The organism is Clostridium chromiireducens, from assembly GCF_003575225.1.
Classification (GTDB): domain Bacteria; phylum Bacillota; class Clostridia; order Clostridiales; family Clostridiaceae; genus Clostridium; species Clostridium chromiireducens.
In genome coordinates, this window is sequence record NZ_QXDJ01000001.1 from 277,370 (window position 1) to 294,641 (window position 17,272).

The window sequence follows — 17,272 nt, forward strand, 5'->3', positions numbered from 1 at the left end:
TTTCTTCTTAACTCCTTCTAAATGTCTACTGCTATTCTTGATTCAAGTAATTCATTAAACTTCTCATCTAAAAGTCTAGGATTTTTCGCTAATATATATGGATCAGATTGTTCCAGCCACCAGTCTGTATACTGCATTTCGGTATGCTCTTTCAAAATATTATGGAATTTCTTTTTTGCTAAAATATCTAATATCTTGTTTCCCAGATATATCATTCCTTGATAACCTATTGTTAAACTTTCATCACTTAAAGGTGCAGCTGAAATTCCTAATTTTGATGCAAGTGGTGACAATCCTCCATGTTTTATTAAAATAAAATCTGGACTAACTCTCTTTAATAGACTATAGAATTGATATTGTTGTCTATTACTAACACTAAAGTTTTTAACATCTCCATAATTATCAACTAAGTGTTTTAATGAATCTTCTTCTACATTTCCACTATCATATACCGGATCATGATGGAATACTAAGGAACCATCTACTGATATTCCCAATTCCCTAAGTACTGTGATGAGACCATGAGAATATCCAGAACCAGTTGAGGTAAATCCTTTTACTCCTTTTAGTTTCTTCCTTAATTCCTTGATAATAGGCTCAACTCTCTTATGTTCTTTTACAATATATTTTTCAACTAACTCTTCCCTATGGGTTACTCTTCCTATTTCTCTGAGCCATGCATCAGTTCCCTTAAATCCATAAGGTTGCGGAGCCTTTATTTCTGGTACTCCAAAATGCTGTTCCAGACCAGCTGAAAGATAGGATGATAATGTATAACAGAAACTTACAGTCCCCGCTGCTTCTGACAGCCTTTCCAAATCTTCAACACTTGCCAAATCAACTACAAAATTAACTCTAAGTCCAAGCTCTTTAAACATTGGAGTATATACATCTGATCCCCAGAGAGTTATTATATTAATTAAATCCTCCTGTTTTTTAGGATGTTTGTTTACTATTTGTCTCAAGATACCATGTTGTGTTGCATCAAAACCTGTAGTCCAGTGCTTTGACTTAAAACCTTCGCAAATCAATGGTACTACTGGAATCCCAAGTTTTTTTTCATATTCAGATGCTACACTTTCAATGTCTTCTCCAATTATTCCTGTCGCACACGATGATACTATAAAAATAGTCTTTGGTTTATATCTCTTATATGCATCTTCAACTGTCTGCTTTAACTTTTTTGTTGCTCCAAAAACCATGTCCCCTTCAAGTAAATTAGTACTAATTATTCTTACATTTTCTATTGGAAGATTTCTTGTTGCAAGTCCAAAACGAAATAATCGATTATTTCCAACTTGTCCAGCTCCACATCCTATTGGGGAATGCTGTATTAACACTGCATCTCTAATCTGACCTGCCTGGCATTCTACCATTTCCTCAGAACATCCAGCTCCTTGTGCAAATGGTCCTTCTATTTCACATAATCTGCAGCCACTATTTTTCTTACCACAACCTCTACCCTTATAGTCAGATTGTTCTATAAGTTCTTCAGCGTTACCATCCCAAGCTATAATAGTTCCAAGCCTTGTTTCACGTTTTTCCACCTCAGCAACATTTAAATTTATTTCTTTCATGTTTCTTCACCTTTCTTAATTTTGTTATTATTATGTCATAATATGGATTTCATAATTTTAACCTTTTGTAACAATCCAGATTGTACAAAACAGTAATTTAATAAACGAAAGCTGGAGGATGTATATTCTATCTTTTCAATAAAATATACATCCTCCAGCTTTCTAGTCAGATATATAAGTGTGTATGCCATAATATCATTATTTATATAATCAAACATTATTCAATTCTTATTGTCACTATCCATATAAAAATACTCGGTTTTTATTTTTATATGTATATTACCTACATTATCTCTTGTCAATATATTTTTGTAATGTCTATTTTCCAAGGTATATTAGTCCCAAAATGGTAGAACATCTGCAAAGATACTCTTAAGAAAACTATCTTCATTTAAATTACTATTAATAATTCCCATTGATTTTTGAATATGTATATATTCCTTTAAATTTTCTTTACCTGTTTTAACTGATGGCATCCACATAAAATACTTTATTTTAGCTTCATCGTCATCACTTACATTTTTTATATATCCTTTTTCCAAGGCATTACTTAAATATTTATCCTTATCTTCCTCAACAGTAGCGGCTCCTTCAATCCATGCTCGTAAAATACCCGCTGTCTTTTCTGGATACTTGTCAGAAATCTCACTTCTTACTCCGGCAAAATTAATATAAAAATAATTATTACCATGACTACTATGATTATTGCCTGCTGAATTTTCATTATCTATAAGTCCAGTCTTATATATAACATTGATATTATTATATTCTTTATTAATATCCCAAACCACAGCAGCATCAACCTCTCCATTTTCAATAGCTGTTGTTGGATTTTCATCCTTTAAATAAACCCATTTAATACTATCTTCTTTTATATTATTTTTACTTAAAACATTAATAGCCGCAACCATAGTTCCATCTCCTTGATTTGCAATACCTATTTTTTTATTTTCTATATCGCTAATTTTTTGAAGATGACTATCTTTTGAAGTTATAATTTCAATAGCACCGCTTGTAATACCCATACTTACTTTCATGTTAATATTAGGCTCATTCCACTTTAAAAATTTATAGTCGCATGTAAATGCATCAATATTACCATTCTTTATTTTTTGTTCAACCTCATTATCATTAATTTTTACTAACTCTACTTTTACTCCTTCTTTCTCAAAATATCCATTTTCATATGCCGCAAATAAAGGCACTTCAGTAAAATTTCCGACATACCCCACTTTTACCACATCGTCATTTTCATATGATCTTGAGCATCCTGTAAATATCAATAATACTATCACAATAATTAATATAAAAAATTTATTCTTCATGAAAATCTACCTCTTTAATTACTTTGTGAAACTAAACTTTAACTGCTTTATCATCACTCACGTCAAAAACTTCATTCGTAACTTTAGCATTATACGTATCTGTCATAAATCTTACTCCAATACCATGTATCATATGTGTCCCCTGCTTTACTCCATTAAAAACTGCTGAAAAGTTTGGTTCAATAACTATTATTTATATATTGGAATTTTTTCTTAAATCCTATTCCAATACCAGTAGCTACTGTATTATGATATTTCCTATTTTAAATTCTTGTGCATATTTCTTAATAAGACCTTTATAATACCATTGCTGGGGCTACTTCTGGAGAAATAATTCGTTTATTATTAGAATACGCCTCTTTCTTCTCTACTTTATTATGAAGATATTCGTATATCTTGTTAGTTATCAAATTGTAATCATCACAAACCCTCATATCAGAATTTGTTCTTGGTCTTGGCAAATCTATATCAACTATTTCTTTGATAGTTCCAGGGTTTTTAGTCATTACAACAACTCTATCTGCAAGTAAAACTGCTTCTTCAATACTATGTGTAACAAATATTATTGTTTTATTCGTTTTATCCCAGATTCTCATAAGTTCATCTTGAAGAGTTTCTCTAGTCTGAGCATCAACTGCTGCAAATGGCTCATCCATAAGCAAAACCTCCGGATCATATGCGAGGGAACGTGCAATGGCAACTCTTTGTTTCATACCTCCTGATAATTCATGAGGATACCTGTTTTCAAATCCTTTAAGTCCTATAAGCTCAATAAATTCATCACTTATTTTATTTCTTTCCTTTTTGGGAACTTTCTTTAATTCAAGACCAAACTCAACATTTTTTCTTATTGTTCTCCACGGAAATAATGCATACCCCTGCATTACGAACCCTCTATCTAACGCTGGTCCATTAACCACTTTCCCATCAATAGAAATACTGCCTGATTCTGCTTTTACTATACCTGATATTATATCAAGAAGTGTTGATTTTCCGCATCCACTCGGACCAACAATTGCAATAAATTCTCCTTTACCAATTGATAACGAAAAATCCTTTAAAGCTTGAAATTTTTCTTTTTCTGAACTTTCCTTATCTCTTACATAATATATTTGACTCAAGTTATCTAATACAATCTTTGATTCTTTGTTTTCTTCATTTACTTCCATAATACCTTGCCTCCACATTCATTATATTCTTCTTAAAATTATTGATTTGACTACCGGTTTCATTCAATTCCTCAAGATTGTTAATCATCCTTTCTTTCTAATTTTTTATTGTGTTTATATATTTTCTATAATTATTATTTATTGAGTCTTTTAAAGTATATAAAAAAGACATATTCTTTATAGAATATGTCCTCTGGTTTTCCAGTCAGAATTATTTTTCTTTCCAACATTTTATTAACTTTATTTATAAATATTTATTTAATATAAACTATCCATTTCATTTTTTAGTAATCTTATCTATTTGCTATGATTTGATTATATATAGTTATATTTTATATGTCAATACTATTTTATTATAATATCTTATGAATTTAATAAGTTCAAATTCATAAGATATTCTTTACATTGACACTGTCTGAAGTTCAGGGGAATAGTTTAACTCTATACAAAATCATTTATTTATATTTTTTCTTGTGATATGTGAAGTATATCATAAATTGTTCCTTCTTCTGATTTTACCTTACTTAAATTATCTATAAAGTAAAATACGTTATATTTCCATTTATCAGGATTGTAAATAACTACATACTCCGCTTCTTCAATTCTTGGAATATCCTTTTTTATTTTGTCTTTTAAGTTGTTAAGGCTTTCTTGTGGCTGTATTTCTCTTGTTATTTCAAGTAAATATTTACTGTCTTTAATTTTGTATGTTGTAGTATCAACCAATGGTATACCTACATTTACTCTTTGCCATCCGAATGAAGTTATTATATTGTCATAAAAACCACTAAACAAAAACTTATTTAATCCATTACTATCTTTCCAAATATATAAAGGACAATAACTATTCTGTGAACTTTTATTAGTTCCTTTTTCTGTTATTAAATACATTTTAAACTTCAAATCCTCAAATCCATCTGTTTTGTATCCGTTGTTTTTTACTCTATCCTTTATGACATTCATATCATAATCACTTGGTAATATAATCTTATATTGTGTTGCTATCATTTGCTTTTATTCTCCTTTTTATTTTTAAATTCATGAGTAAAATTCTTAATCAGTTCATTTATTAGTTTTTACATTTACAGTTTAACTCCCCATACAAAAATTGTATAATACTTATAAATAATCTTTAATATCACTAATAGTGATGGCAAATCTAAATTAATTTATATGAGAGGTCTTATACTATGGAAATTAATGATTTAAGAATATTTCAATCAGTTGCTTATGAAAAATCTATATCAAAAGCTGCTTTAAAACTTGGTTATGCACAATCAAATATAACTATGAGAATTAAAGTACTTGAAAATAAATTGAGCACTACTTTATTTATAAGAAACAATAAAGGTACTATGATTACACCTAATGGAGAAAAATTGCTTAAATATGCAGATAAAATCCTTGAATTAGTTGATGAAGTTAATGAGGAGTTTCTTCCTGCACAAGCTTCTTCAAGCGTTAAAATCGGAGCCACTCAGACTATTTCAGCCTCTATTTTACCTAAATTATTTTCCCTATTTTATGAGAAAAATCCCGAGGTATCTTTAATATTAAAAACAGAAAGACAAGAAGTTCTTATAGATATGCTTATAAAAGGTGAATTAGATGGTGCTTTTATACCTGGTGACATTAAATCTTCAAAAATCAAGAAAGTTATTACTTTTAAAGAAGAACTTGTACTAGTATCTTCTAAAAGCATTAATGATACTAATAAATTAAATGCTCCAATAATAGTAATTTCTGATATTAATTGCCCTTATCGTAAACTGCTACAAAAATGGTTAGTCAATAATCATTCTAAATCTACAACTATTATTGAATTTGATTCATTAGAATCTATTATTAGGGGTATCTCTGAAGGTCTAGGAATATCACTTTTACCTAAAAGTATTTTGCCTAAAAATAATAATTTTTTTATTTATGATTTAACAGATGACTTTGATGAATTAGAAGTTAAGTTTATAGTGAATAAAGATTTAAAAATTAATACTTTACTTAAAAGCTTTATCAATATTGCAAATAACTACATCTCTGATTCTCATTGATCGATATCACTTTGTTTTAAAACCCATTAATTCATACTATCATTTGCATTAAAATAAAGAGGTGAACCAATCACATCCGAACTTGATTCTCCTCCATTACTTAAATCCACTATTGATTTATCATCTATGCCAAACTATATTGATTCCATATCTCTAGTTTTCTTATGATACGGTATTCTAATGTTTAAACACTTCATCCTTCCTTTAATATAAATACATTGCCTTCTTATCACTTGCTTATGAAATGATCAAACTTTCATTATCCTAAAACAAATTATATTAATAACGAGGTGTTGCATTTTATTTATTTTATTACAAGATTCATATCATTAGTTTCTTTAATCATTCTAACAAATTCTAAGAATGCACTTGTAACCACGCTATTTTTGTTTCTTATAAAGTATGTATAAACACGGCTGTATTCCTCTGGAACGCAAAAAGAACGTAATAGCCCTGCCTTTTCATACCGCCTAATGGAGTCTTCTGGTACAAATGCTGCTCCAAGTCCTGAAATAACTCCATTTATACTTGCATCAATGCTATTAAACTCTATATATGTGAGATCTCTTATTCCTTGTGAATTGAAATATCTCATGAGCATTTCTCTATTTACACAACCAACTGAATTAAGTAAAAATGGTAATTTGTATAGCTCATGTAAATCTTTGATTTCAGGAGAAGCTATAAGAACAAGCTTTTCTTGGCAAACAAGCTCACTTACAAAATTCTTCTCTTCAAGCACAGATGCCTTCACAAAAGCGCCATCCAACTGAAAGTTTAGAATCTTTGTTATGAGATCTTCTGTTTTTGTAGTTATTAAAGATAAATTTACCTCTGGATACTTTTTATGATACTGTGAAAAAATCTCTGGTATATTAATTGAATAAGTAAGATGAGTTGAACCTATTGCTAAACGTCCAGATGGTTCAGAAGAATTACTAACTACTTTAGCAGCCTCTTCGAATAAATGTAATATATGTTCTGCATAAGGCAACAATTTTTCTCCTTCAGACGTCAGCACCATACCTCTCTGTCTATAAAACAGCGTAGCTCCAAGTTCCGTTTCAAGATGCTGAATTCTTGCTGTAACATTTGACTGTACATATCCCAAGGTTTGAGCTGCCTTTGTTATATTTCCTTCTGCTGCAACTGCGCGAAATATCTTTAAATCATTACTATCCATAAATTACCTCCACAATAAATATCACTAACAGTGATATAGTTAATCTAATATAATCATTTTACATGATTGAATCTTTAAAGTAAACTCTTATTATGGCGATTTAATTATAACCATAATCAACATAAAATAAACTAAAATTAAGGAGTGTCTATAATGAAAACATTATTCAATCAAACACAATTTGCAGGATTAACATTAAAAAACAGATTTATTCGCTCTGCAACAAATGATAGAGCAGCAGATAAAGAAGGACATGTGACTGAAGAACTACTAAAAATTTATGAAGACCTTGCAAAAGGAGGAGTTGGAACTATTATAACCGGCTTAGCAAGAGTAAGTGATTCTGAAAATTTATTATCAGGGCAAATGAGTATCTCTAATGATTCTTATATAGATGAATATTTGGAACTAACTAGCAGGGTTCATAAGTATTCTGCAAATATAATTCTTCAATTAGTCTGCACTGGAGCACAAAATACTAGTGCCGAAAACGGAGTAGCCTGGGGACCAAGTTCAGTAGAGGATTTATATTACAAAATCATTCCAAAGGAAATGACAAAGGAAGATATATATGATATGGAGGATGCCTTTGCTAAAGGAGCACTTAGAGCTAAAAAGGCAGGCTTTGACGGTGTACAAATGCATGTAGCTCATGGATATCTTTTAAGCAAATTTCTAAATCCTTATTATAATCGTAGAGAAGATGAATATGGTGGTTCACCTGAAAATAGAGCCAGAGCAATCATTGAGACCTATCAAAAAATAAGAGATGCCGTTGGCAAGAACTTTCCAGTACTAGTAAAAATCAACTGTAATGATTTTATGGATCAAGGATTGTCTTCAGAGGATTGTCTAAATGTGTGTAAGACTCTTGAGAGAGCAGGAATAGATGCAATAGAAATAAGCGGAGGGAGTCCTTCTTCTAGACCTGGAGAAGGGGTTATTCGAAATATAAAATCAGAAAATGAATCTTATTTCAAAGACTTTTCAGAAGTAATTGCTAAAGAAATTAACATTCCTTTAATCTCAGTTGGAGGTAATAGAAATTTTGATAAATTGACTAATATAATAAATGAAACTGAAATTGAATATATTTCATTATGCAGACCACTAATAAGAGAAGCTGATTTGATAAATCGCTGGAATGCTGGCGACAGATTACCAGCAAAATGTATTTCCTGCAGTAAATGTTTTAGCCGAGAAGAGGACAAGACAATTACAAAGTGTATTTTTAATAAATAGACTTATGATAATTCAATAAAATGTGTTCTATAGGATAGACATAATAAGTATATTAATTTATCTCTAAAACAGAAAATTATGGTAGACTCTTTCATTTAATATGCATAAAAGAGTCTACTCCATTTTAATTAATATAAATCTAAAGTATTCAATTTTTTATTAAATATCTTCCTAAATTCTTCACTATCATATTTAATATCATCTATCCTTTTTACAGACATTGCACCCATTAAACTATTTGTTATTATAACCTCATCAGATTTCTTCAATTCCTCTAAAGTAATGCTTTTTTCAATAACCTTAAATTCCTTTAAAATCTCAGCCCTTATTATTCCATTTAGCAATCCATCTTCAAGCCTAGGAGTAAATATTTCACTATTTTTAACTATAAATATATTCGCACAGCTTGTTTCCGTAATATTATCCTTTTCATTTAAGAATATTACATCATCGTAACCAATTTTCTTTGCATTTTCCTTTTCAATTAAATTCTCTATATAGCAGGTTGACTTTATATAACATAATCTTGAAGTACTATTTCTTCTTACCTTTGAAATGGTTAAATACATTCCTCTATAATAATCTTCAACCTTATAATTAAGCTCTCTTTCTGTAATAATAATATTTAATGGAGTAACAGTTATTTTTAAAACCTTATCTTTTATATTTAATTTACTTAAATATTCTCTTAGACTCGTTTCTTCTAAAGGTAATAAATTTATTTGTGTCATGGCACTTTTTAATCTATTCAAATGCTCATCTAGAAATACCGGTTCATTTTTCCAAAGCATAGTTTCAAATACGCCTCTTCCAAAAAAAACTCCCTCATCTACTAAAATTCTATCTTCATTATAAATTATATTTCGCATTACAATACCCCCATTAAAGCCTTAGCTTTATCTATTGTTTCAAACCATTCATCTTCCTCAACAGATTCCCAAGTGATTCCTCCTCCAACCCCTAGATAAGCTTTATTATCTTTTTTGACAATAGTTCTTATTACGATATTAAAATCACTATTGCCTCTTAAGTCAAAATATCCTATGGATCCTGTATAAATATTTCTTTTTAACTTTTCAAGTTCCTCTATTATTTCCATTGCTCTAATTTTGGGAGCTCCTGTTATAGAGCCACCTGGAAAGCATTCTCTGATACATTTTACTGCTGAAACATCTTCTTTTAGCCTTCCTTCTATGGTTGAAACAAGGTGAAACACAGTCTCATATTTTTCTAATTTAAAAAGTTCTGTTACCTTTACAGAATTAGGCTTACAAACTTTACTCAAATCATTTCTTTCTAAATCAACAATCATCAAAAGTTCTGATTTATCTTTCTCTGAATTCAGTAGTTCATTTTTATTTTTTTCGTCCTCTTCTTTATTTTTACCTCTTGGTCTTGTGCCTTTTATTGGCCTTGTTTGAACCAATCCATCTGTAATTGATAAAAATCTTTCTGGAGAAGAACTTATTATCTGAAAATCTTGGAAATTCATATATGCTGAAAATGGTGCTTTGTTAGTATTCCTTAACTTTTGATATATTTTATAGGAATCTTCATCGCTACTGCAACATATTCTTCTAGTCATATTAGCAATGTATACATCTCCGCTTCTAATGTAATCCTTAAGTTTTGCTACTGCTTTTTCATACTCTTCTTTATCAAAATTTGAAATAAAAGTATTTTTAGATTCTACTAATTCTATTTTTTTGTCTCTTATATCTTCAATATAGTTTTCCAAATATTTTTCTATGTTTGATATACCTACTGTGGATTCTTGAATTTGACCTGCAGCAGTTATATAAGTTTTTTTATTATGTAAATCAAAAATAATTAAATTATCAAAGAAAACAAAAATACTATCTGGTATACTAAAATCTTCATCTGAATTATCTGGTAACTCCTCTAGCACTCTTCCTATATCATATGAAAAATATCCAATGGCACCACTAATAAAAGGAATGTCATTTTTAATATTTAGTTTATATTCTTCCATAATTTCTTCTAGTTTTTCAAAAGGGTCAACATTATCATATTTATCTTTACCTATTAACACTTGCCTTCCTTTTGAAGTAAATTTTTTATACGGATTTAACCCTATAAAAGAATATTTTGATAATAATTTATCTTCCTTTGAACTATCTAAAAAAATGCTATCAATATCATCTTTAAAAAGATTATATGTATAAAATGGATCATAATATGTATTTAATTCTTTTATTCTAAAATCTATCATTATAAAACCTCATTATTATTTTTTGAATGTGCCTTGCACTCTAAAACAAAATTTTCAAGAATTTTGTGTCCATCTTCAGTGAGTTCTGCTTCCGGGTGAAATTGTACTCCATATATAGGCAGCTTATTATGTTTAACTCCCATAACTACCTCATCTGAAGTTTTTGCAGTGACTATTAATTCTTTTGAGAGTTTTTCTTTATCTATAATTAAAGAGTGATATCTTGTTACGTTAAGTGGATTTTTTACACCTCGAAATAATCCATTATTGTCATGAGTTATATCACTTATCTTTCCATGCATCGGTCTTTCCCCCTTAACTATTTTACTACCAAAATAGTGTCCAATGCACTGATGGCCTAAGCAAATCCCAAGAATCGGGATTTCCCCTTTAAACTTATCTATAATATCTAGGGATAATCCTGCTTCCTCTGGATTTTTAGGGCCTGGAGAAATAACTATGCCTGAATATTTATTACTGTTTATGCTCTTCATATCAATTTTATCGTTCCTAACCACTTCCACTTCTTCACCTATTTCTTCAAAATATCTAACAAGGTTATATACAAATGAATCGTAGTTATCTATCATTAGTATCATTCAATCATTCCTTTTTAATTTATATCTTATACATTCTATCATAGATTTATTTTAATATTAAATCTTATATAAAAAAATATGTTGCTAAACATTCTTATCCACATATTTTTAGGATAGCATATACACAAAAAATATAGGCAAATCCCATACATAAAAAAACATAGTCTACACTTCGATTATGCTTTAAAATATATCATAACTAGAAATAAGTAGCATACATTTGTAAATCGTTTCATTAGGAATTTTGATGGTAGTGATTCTTAGACACTGGAACAAATCTATGCTACTTATTTCCGTGCGTTATACGCCTAATTCTAATTACTATGTTGTTTATCTACATACATATAATCTCTTGTCACAGGAATTTCGTTATTTAAACCTTTTGTGATTAATATTTGATGAAGATCAATTATTCCATTGTTAAAGGTTGATGCACAGGCGCAAAGATAAAGCTCCCACATTCTAGCAAACTCTTCATTAAACATTTTAGTGACTTCACTCCTTTTATTGTTGAAATTTTCTCTCCAACAGAGAAGAGTATTAACATAATGCCTTCTTAGACTTTCTACATCAATGACATAAAAATTATGATCACCACAAATATTTATGATTTCTCTTAAACTTGGAATAACCCCGCCTTTAAATATATATTTCTTAATCCAAGGATCTCCTGGATATTCTTTAAGTGCACTAATATAATGTAATAAAAATACTCCTTTAGGTCTTAAAACGGAATCTATATTTTTCATGAACAAATCATAATTATCTCTTCCAACATGTTCAAGCATTCCTACACTAACAACTCTATCAAATAATTTTTCACACTTACTTAAATCACGATAGTCCATAAGTTTTACTTCCAATAGATTTTCAAGCTTTTCTTCTTTTATTCTTTCTTTAAACCTTTTAAATTGTTCTTCACTTAGTGTTATTCCGAGTCCGTGAACCTTATATTCTTTTGCTGCTTCTATTAGCAGGGATCCCCATCCACAGCCGACATCTAAAAGGCTCATACCATCTTTAAGATTAAGCTTTTTTAATATATGGTGTATTTTATTCATTTGGGCATTATATAAACTCTCATCATTTGATCTAAAATATCCACATGAATAGGTCATTGAATTATCAAGCCAAAGACTATAAAATTCATTACCTATATCATAATGTGATTGAACTTCATTCCTTTGATTTTTTGCAGAACTAGATGAAAAGATTAAATTTTTTAGTGACTTAGTATCTGCTGTAAATTTATCCATCTGACTAAGAAATAAATTCAATACAGTAAATAAATCCCCTGTTATTTCAATATCTCCTTTCATATATGCTTCTCCAAGAGCCAGTGAAGTACTCTTAAGTAATTCGGTCTTACTTATTTCATTCTTTACTACTATTTCAAACTGTGGGGCGCCCTTCCCTATAATATGTTCCTCATTATTTTGAAACTTAATCCGAAATGGTATGTCATCAAATTTCTCTAAATATTTAATATAAAAACTATTTATTAAGCTCATAGAATAATCCTCTTCTCTTTATAATTTAAACACTGCTTCATTTATACTAATTTTAATCCATAAATATACCATCCTATTTATCGATTAAAATTGGTTTTGAAAATAAAACTCATAAAATAAAACAAGAGTATTTAAAGATAATGCTTTATAATACTCCTGCTTCTTTCGTTCTAATTTCTTATGAAAAAGCCTTTTCTTCGTAGACTGCTGACTTTCCTTTATATTTTCCTGATAAATAATATATCATACTGCACATTGTGCTAAATATATACGTAATCATAATAGCTTCCCATATTCCTGTAATCCCTATACTGGTTTCTGATAAGAAATCTGATAATGGTATTCTTATTATTAGTAAAGATACAGCTGATATTGTCATGGTTACTAAGGTTTTTCCTGAGCCGTTTATAATCCCGTTAGTTACAAAACTTATGCTAAATATTAAATAACCTATAGCATTAATGCTTAAATAAGAAGTACCTATTGCTAACATTTCAGAATCCTTTGCAAAGGCCATAAGAATTTCCTTTGGAAAAAATCCTACTACTATAGATATTAGAGCAATTACGCTTAAAATTATTATTATTCCCCATTTAAATACTTCTGTCACTCTCTCCATTTTATTTCCCCCAATATTTTGTCCTGTTATAACAGATGCTGCCGCTCCAACTGACATTGAAGGCATTAGTGCTAGGTAATCGACTTTGCTTGCAGCTCCATAGGCTGCAATTGCATCTGATCCAAATCTACTTATAAAAGAAGTGATAAATATAAGACTTATCGGCATTAAACATTGTTGTATTGTTGAAGGCATTCCTAATTTAAGCATGTCATAAACGATTTTCTTATTAATAGTAAGCCTTTTAGGAATTATATTTACTTCGAATTTCTTTTTCCTTAGATATATAATTGCAGAAATAGTAGCCACTGCCCCTGAAATAAGAGAAGCTACAGCAGCTCCATTTAGTCCGTAAGCTGTTATAAGTATGGGATCTAAAATAGCATTTGCAATAGTCGATAATACTAAAAACACAACCGACGTTTTAGTATCCCCCATTCCAGAAAGAATTGCGTTAATAACATAATATAGATAATTAATAAATGCTGCTAAGAGCAATATACTTAAATAACTTGATGCCATATTAAATATATCATTTGGAGTTCCCATTAGAACTAATAATTCATTTCTAAAAATAAGAGCTAACGCTATAAGTATTCCTGCTATTATAGAAAATATTGAAAATGCTGTTTCAATGACCTTATTAATCATTTTTAAATTCTTAGCACCATAATTTCTAGATACTAATATAGATACTGATGTTGTAGAACCTGATGCTATGGATATTAGAATAAAGATAATTGGAAAACTTACTGAAGATGCAGCCATAGCATCTTTTCCAAGCAAATTGCCTATCCATATAGTATTTATTATTGTGTAACCCATAGTCAAAAAAAGACCTATTGTCATGGGAATAGCAAACTTTAATATATGCTTTTTTATATCCCCAGTTGTAAAATCATTTCCTGTTGCCTTTTCCATTTTTTACTCCTCCTAAAATAACTTAATCTTTATTGATTAATTACATTTTACTAATTTAGGAGGAGTTTATAATCACCCACAAGTATGATTTAAAGAGGTGATTTATACATCACCCCTTTAAAATATTTAGGTCAGCGGCTTTTACTAAAGCTTCTGTCCTACTATGAACATCTAATTTTGTATATATGTTTAAAAGATGAGTTTTAACTGTATTTACAGATACAAATAAAGAATCTGCAATTTCCAAGTTAGTTAGTCCATCTTTTAAGTATTCTAATACTTCCAGTTCTCTTATACTTAATAAATCATTGTTATCAAGTTTCTTAATATCATTTACTTCATCAAAGCCATTAATTATTTCATTTAAAAAGATTTTAGCTCCCTCATTTAAATCAGTTTCAATCTTATTCCTTAATTTAACCATAATGTTTTTTAAAGATTGTCCTTCATCTAGAAAAATTCTCATATAATATTCCTTATATGATAGCATTATTGCTTTAGACAAACACTTTAAAGTCTCTTGAGTATTTCCTAGCTTTTCAGAAATAATTCCCTTTAAAATCAATACTTCTGCAACTACCTTATAAATTTTCCTCTTCTCAAAGCTTTCATATAATTTATCTACTAATTTCTCTGCTTTAATTAGTGAATTTGATAACATATAATATCGCAACTTAACCATATTAAAGAATAAATATTCTATATTATATTTTACCTCTCTTTCGAAAATTTGACTGTTTACTAATGTCTCAGCATGTTGAAAATTTCCTATTCTTAAAAACATGTTTTGCTTAACAACTTCAAGGTCTATACTTACATTAAACAATCTATTATTAACTATAGTATTTTCTGCCTTTTTAATATAATTAAAAGCATCTTCACTACTTGAATCTGCAAAATATATCTTTGCTAAAATTATATAGCTTATAGATATAATCAAAGAAATATTTCCTTTCATCCCAAGCTCTAAGGCCTTTTCCACACACTCTCTGCATTTACTTAAGTCATTCCATTCATAGTACACTAGAGCTAAATCGTTATATATAGTTCCTGCTATTGGTATATTTTCAGCATGTCTTTGTGCTAGATATTCTAGTAAGTCCATACATTGTTTTTCCGCCTCATATAGAGTACCTTTAAGCATCTTTGAAATAATTATACTGGTATTTGCCATGGTTGCTATATAGTAATTGTTTATATTTTTACTAATAATTAAGCATTCTTCAAAAAAATTTAATGCCTTTAATACATCTCCTCTATAAATGCATGCAGTTCCATTTAATAAAATAGTCGTAGCATTTAATAAACTATACTTAGAGCTATGAGCCTTCGCTTTATTCAAGTACTCAGCAATCTTGTCACTATCCTTATCTAAAGTTGCAAGCATAGCTTTTATTATCATTATTTCAGCAAAAAAATAATCTGCTTTTTCTTGACTATGAAATTTCTCTATAATTTCCTGAGCATGCTTTAGGTATTTTTCTGTATCCTCATAATCCCCATTAATACATTTGAACCAGGCAGCATTCATACAAAGCCTAGGACTTTCATATAACTTACTTTGCGGGATCAACATGCACCAGTCATATACTTTTTTCATTTCTCCGCTAAACATTAAATCCATATCAATTTTTTCAATCATAGATACTGCCTTATCATAATTTCTAGCTTTAAGATAAAAATCAATACTAATGGAATATAACTCATTTACTTTATACCAGTCTGCAGCATTATTATACAAACTTACCAGATCGTCTTTTATATTAATCTCTCTCCTATTTCGCAAAAAATCTCTAAACAAGTGGTGATACCTATACCACTCTTTATTTTGATCCAGAGGAATCATAAATAAATTTTCATTATCTAGTTTTTCTAATATGTATTGACTATTTTCTATACCAACTATCTTATTACATAAGTCAAAATTCATTTCAACTAATATGGAAGTTTTCATAAGAAATATTTGTATATCTTTATCTAATAAAGTAAATACTTCTTCCATCAAATACTCTAGAACATATCTATGATCGCCTCTAAAGTTTTTTATAACATCATTTTCATTTTTATTGTTCTTTAATGAAAGTGCCGCCATTTGTAGGCCTGCTGCCCATCCCTCAGTACGTTTTTCTAAAACAATTAAAATCTCCTCAGCAATAGTTACATTCATTACCTTTTCAAAAAACTCTTTTGTCTCTTTAACTGTAAAACTGATATCCCTTTGGGAAAGTTCAAGCATATTATCAGTTGCTCTTAGCCTAGCAATACCTATATTAGGGATTACTCTACTAAGTATAATAACATGCGTATTGAATGGCACATTTCTTATGAAAAATCTCAATTGATCGTATATCTCCTCATTTGTAACTAAATATAAATCATCTAATACAACGAATAAATCTTTTTCTATATTGTAAAGATCATTTATAAATACTGATAAAAAATCCATTGCCGACTCATTGTTAGATTGATAAGAATTAAGTACTGAAAAAGCATTCTCTAACATTCCACTTTGTATTTGATTAATTGAAATTAAAATATACCTCCAAAATGTAAGTGGATCACTATCCCTTTCATCAAGCGATACCCAAGACATGTAGTATCTATTCTTAACATCAAAATTTATCCAAGAAGATATTAATGTACTCTTCCCAAATCCTGCTGGAGCGGTAACTAGAGTAAGTTTATAATTTACACTTTCATTTAGCTTTTCAAATAAACCTAGTCTTCTTATCAATTTTTCCTTTGCTTTAGGGATATTTATCTTACTTTTAATAAAACCTTTGTCCATTTTTTATATCATCCTTAAATACTATAATTACTAATATTTTACTACTAAACCTTAGTA

Annotated in this window: 13 protein-coding genes; 2 read left to right on the forward strand and 11 right to left on the reverse strand. The window is 29.2% G+C overall.

Features of this window, described 5'->3' with window-relative positions:
- Nucleotides 1-17 precede the first annotated feature (17 nt).
- From D2A34_RS01165 to D2A34_RS01180, 4 genes are all read right to left on the reverse strand, one after another.
- On the reverse strand, nucleotides 18-1,577 hold the full coding sequence (locus tag D2A34_RS01165) for a nitrogenase component 1 (RefSeq protein ID WP_119365464.1): 1,560 nt from the start codon (nucleotides 1,575-1,577) through the stop codon (nucleotides 18-20).
- A gap of 335 nt (nucleotides 1,578-1,912) precedes the next feature.
- Nucleotides 1,913-2,902 (reverse strand): ABC transporter substrate-binding protein, encoded by a 990-nt coding sequence (locus D2A34_RS01170; protein ID WP_119365465.1) that lies wholly within the window; start codon nucleotides 2,900-2,902, stop codon nucleotides 1,913-1,915.
- Nucleotides 2,903-3,198: 296 nt separating this feature from the next.
- The gene (locus D2A34_RS01175; protein WP_119365466.1) at nucleotides 3,199-4,071 is read right to left on the reverse strand and encodes an ABC transporter ATP-binding protein; all 873 of its coding nucleotides are present in this window, start codon (nucleotides 4,069-4,071) and stop codon (nucleotides 3,199-3,201) included.
- A 459-nt stretch (nucleotides 4,072-4,530) separates the two neighbouring features.
- Nucleotides 4,531-5,079: a DUF4865 family protein gene (locus D2A34_RS01180; RefSeq protein WP_119365467.1), complete on the reverse strand. Its 549-nt coding sequence runs from the start codon at nucleotides 5,077-5,079 to the stop codon at nucleotides 4,531-4,533.
- Nucleotides 5,080-5,261: 182 nt separating this feature from the next.
- Between D2A34_RS01180 and D2A34_RS01185 the strand changes: the two genes are divergently transcribed.
- Nucleotides 5,262-6,119, forward strand: a complete 858-nt coding sequence (locus tag D2A34_RS01185) for a LysR family transcriptional regulator (RefSeq protein WP_119365468.1) — start codon at nucleotides 5,262-5,264, stop codon at nucleotides 6,117-6,119.
- Between the two features lie 304 nt (nucleotides 6,120-6,423).
- On the opposite strand, the gene D2A34_RS01190 is transcribed toward D2A34_RS01185, so the two are convergent.
- The gene (locus D2A34_RS01190) at nucleotides 6,424-7,302 is read right to left on the reverse strand and encodes a LysR family transcriptional regulator (protein WP_079441982.1); all 879 of its coding nucleotides are present in this window, start codon (nucleotides 7,300-7,302) and stop codon (nucleotides 6,424-6,426) included.
- A gap of 153 nt (nucleotides 7,303-7,455) precedes the next feature.
- Here D2A34_RS01190 and D2A34_RS01195 point away from each other — a divergent pair, with 153 nt between their 5' ends.
- Entirely contained in the window at nucleotides 7,456-8,544 is a 1,089-nt protein-coding gene (locus D2A34_RS01195) for an NADH:flavin oxidoreductase (RefSeq protein ID WP_079441981.1), read from the forward strand.
- Between the two features lie 128 nt (nucleotides 8,545-8,672).
- Here the strand turns inward: D2A34_RS01195 and D2A34_RS01200 are convergent, their stop codons facing one another.
- The 6 genes from D2A34_RS01200 to D2A34_RS01225 form a co-directional block, all read right to left on the reverse strand.
- Nucleotides 8,673-9,413 (reverse strand): aminotransferase class IV, encoded by a 741-nt coding sequence (locus D2A34_RS01200; RefSeq protein WP_119365469.1) that lies wholly within the window; start codon nucleotides 9,411-9,413, stop codon nucleotides 8,673-8,675.
- Nucleotides 9,413-10,774, reverse strand: a complete 1,362-nt coding sequence (gene pabB / locus D2A34_RS01205) for an aminodeoxychorismate synthase component I (protein ID WP_423243110.1) — start codon at nucleotides 10,772-10,774, stop codon at nucleotides 9,413-9,415. The genes D2A34_RS01200 and pabB overlap by 1 nt, the downstream gene beginning before the upstream one ends.
- A 2-nt stretch (nucleotides 10,775-10,776) precedes the next feature.
- Nucleotides 10,777-11,376, reverse strand: coding sequence for an anthranilate synthase component II (locus D2A34_RS01210; protein ID WP_119365471.1), 600 nt, complete (start codon nucleotides 11,374-11,376; stop codon nucleotides 10,777-10,779).
- A gap of 314 nt (nucleotides 11,377-11,690) precedes the next feature.
- Nucleotides 11,691-12,887, reverse strand: coding sequence for an SAM-dependent methyltransferase (locus D2A34_RS01215; RefSeq protein WP_119365472.1), 1,197 nt, complete (start codon nucleotides 12,885-12,887; stop codon nucleotides 11,691-11,693).
- A gap of 178 nt (nucleotides 12,888-13,065) precedes the next feature.
- Nucleotides 13,066-14,427 carry an MATE family efflux transporter gene (locus tag D2A34_RS01220; protein WP_119365473.1) on the reverse strand — a complete coding sequence of 454 codons (1,362 nt, stop codon included), beginning with the start codon at nucleotides 14,425-14,427 and terminating at the stop codon, nucleotides 13,066-13,068.
- A 109-nt stretch (nucleotides 14,428-14,536) separates the two neighbouring features.
- Nucleotides 14,537-17,215 carry a winged helix-turn-helix domain-containing protein gene (locus tag D2A34_RS01225; RefSeq protein WP_119365474.1) on the reverse strand — a complete coding sequence of 893 codons (2,679 nt, stop codon included), beginning with the start codon at nucleotides 17,213-17,215 and terminating at the stop codon, nucleotides 14,537-14,539.
- Between the last annotated feature and the right edge of the window lie 57 nt (nucleotides 17,216-17,272).

What these genes read in the sequence shown, in the direction of transcription:
- D2A34_RS01225 (WP_119365474.1), bottom strand. Translation starts at nt 17,215, where the DNA reads ATGGACAAAGGTTTTATTAAAAGTAAGATAAATATCCCTAAAGCAAAG.
- D2A34_RS01175 (WP_119365466.1), bottom strand. Translation starts at nt 4,071, where the DNA reads ATGGAAGTAAATGAAGAAAACAAAGAATCAAAGATTGTATTAGATAAC.
- D2A34_RS01170 (WP_119365465.1), bottom strand. Translation starts at nt 2,902, where the DNA reads ATGAAGAATAAATTTTTTATATTAATTATTGTGATAGTATTATTGATA.
- D2A34_RS01210 (WP_119365471.1), bottom strand. Translation starts at nt 11,376, where the DNA reads ATGATACTAATGATAGATAACTACGATTCATTTGTATATAACCTTGTT.
- D2A34_RS01185 (WP_119365468.1), top strand. Translation starts at nt 5,262, where the DNA reads ATGGAAATTAATGATTTAAGAATATTTCAATCAGTTGCTTATGAAAAA.
- D2A34_RS01195 (WP_079441981.1), top strand. Translation starts at nt 7,456, where the DNA reads ATGAAAACATTATTCAATCAAACACAATTTGCAGGATTAACATTAAAA.
- D2A34_RS01215 (WP_119365472.1), bottom strand. Translation starts at nt 12,887, where the DNA reads ATGAGCTTAATAAATAGTTTTTATATTAAATATTTAGAGAAATTTGAT.
- D2A34_RS01200 (WP_119365469.1), bottom strand. Translation starts at nt 9,413, where the DNA reads ATGCGAAATATAATTTATAATGAAGATAGAATTTTAGTAGATGAGGGA.
- D2A34_RS01220 (WP_119365473.1), bottom strand. Translation starts at nt 14,427, where the DNA reads ATGGAAAAGGCAACAGGAAATGATTTTACAACTGGGGATATAAAAAAG.
- D2A34_RS01180 (WP_119365467.1), bottom strand. Translation starts at nt 5,079, where the DNA reads ATGATAGCAACACAATATAAGATTATATTACCAAGTGATTATGATATG.
- D2A34_RS01190 (WP_079441982.1), bottom strand. Translation starts at nt 7,302, where the DNA reads ATGGATAGTAATGATTTAAAGATATTTCGCGCAGTTGCAGCAGAAGGA.
- D2A34_RS01165 (WP_119365464.1), bottom strand. Translation starts at nt 1,577, where the DNA reads ATGAAAGAAATAAATTTAAATGTTGCTGAGGTGGAAAAACGTGAAACA.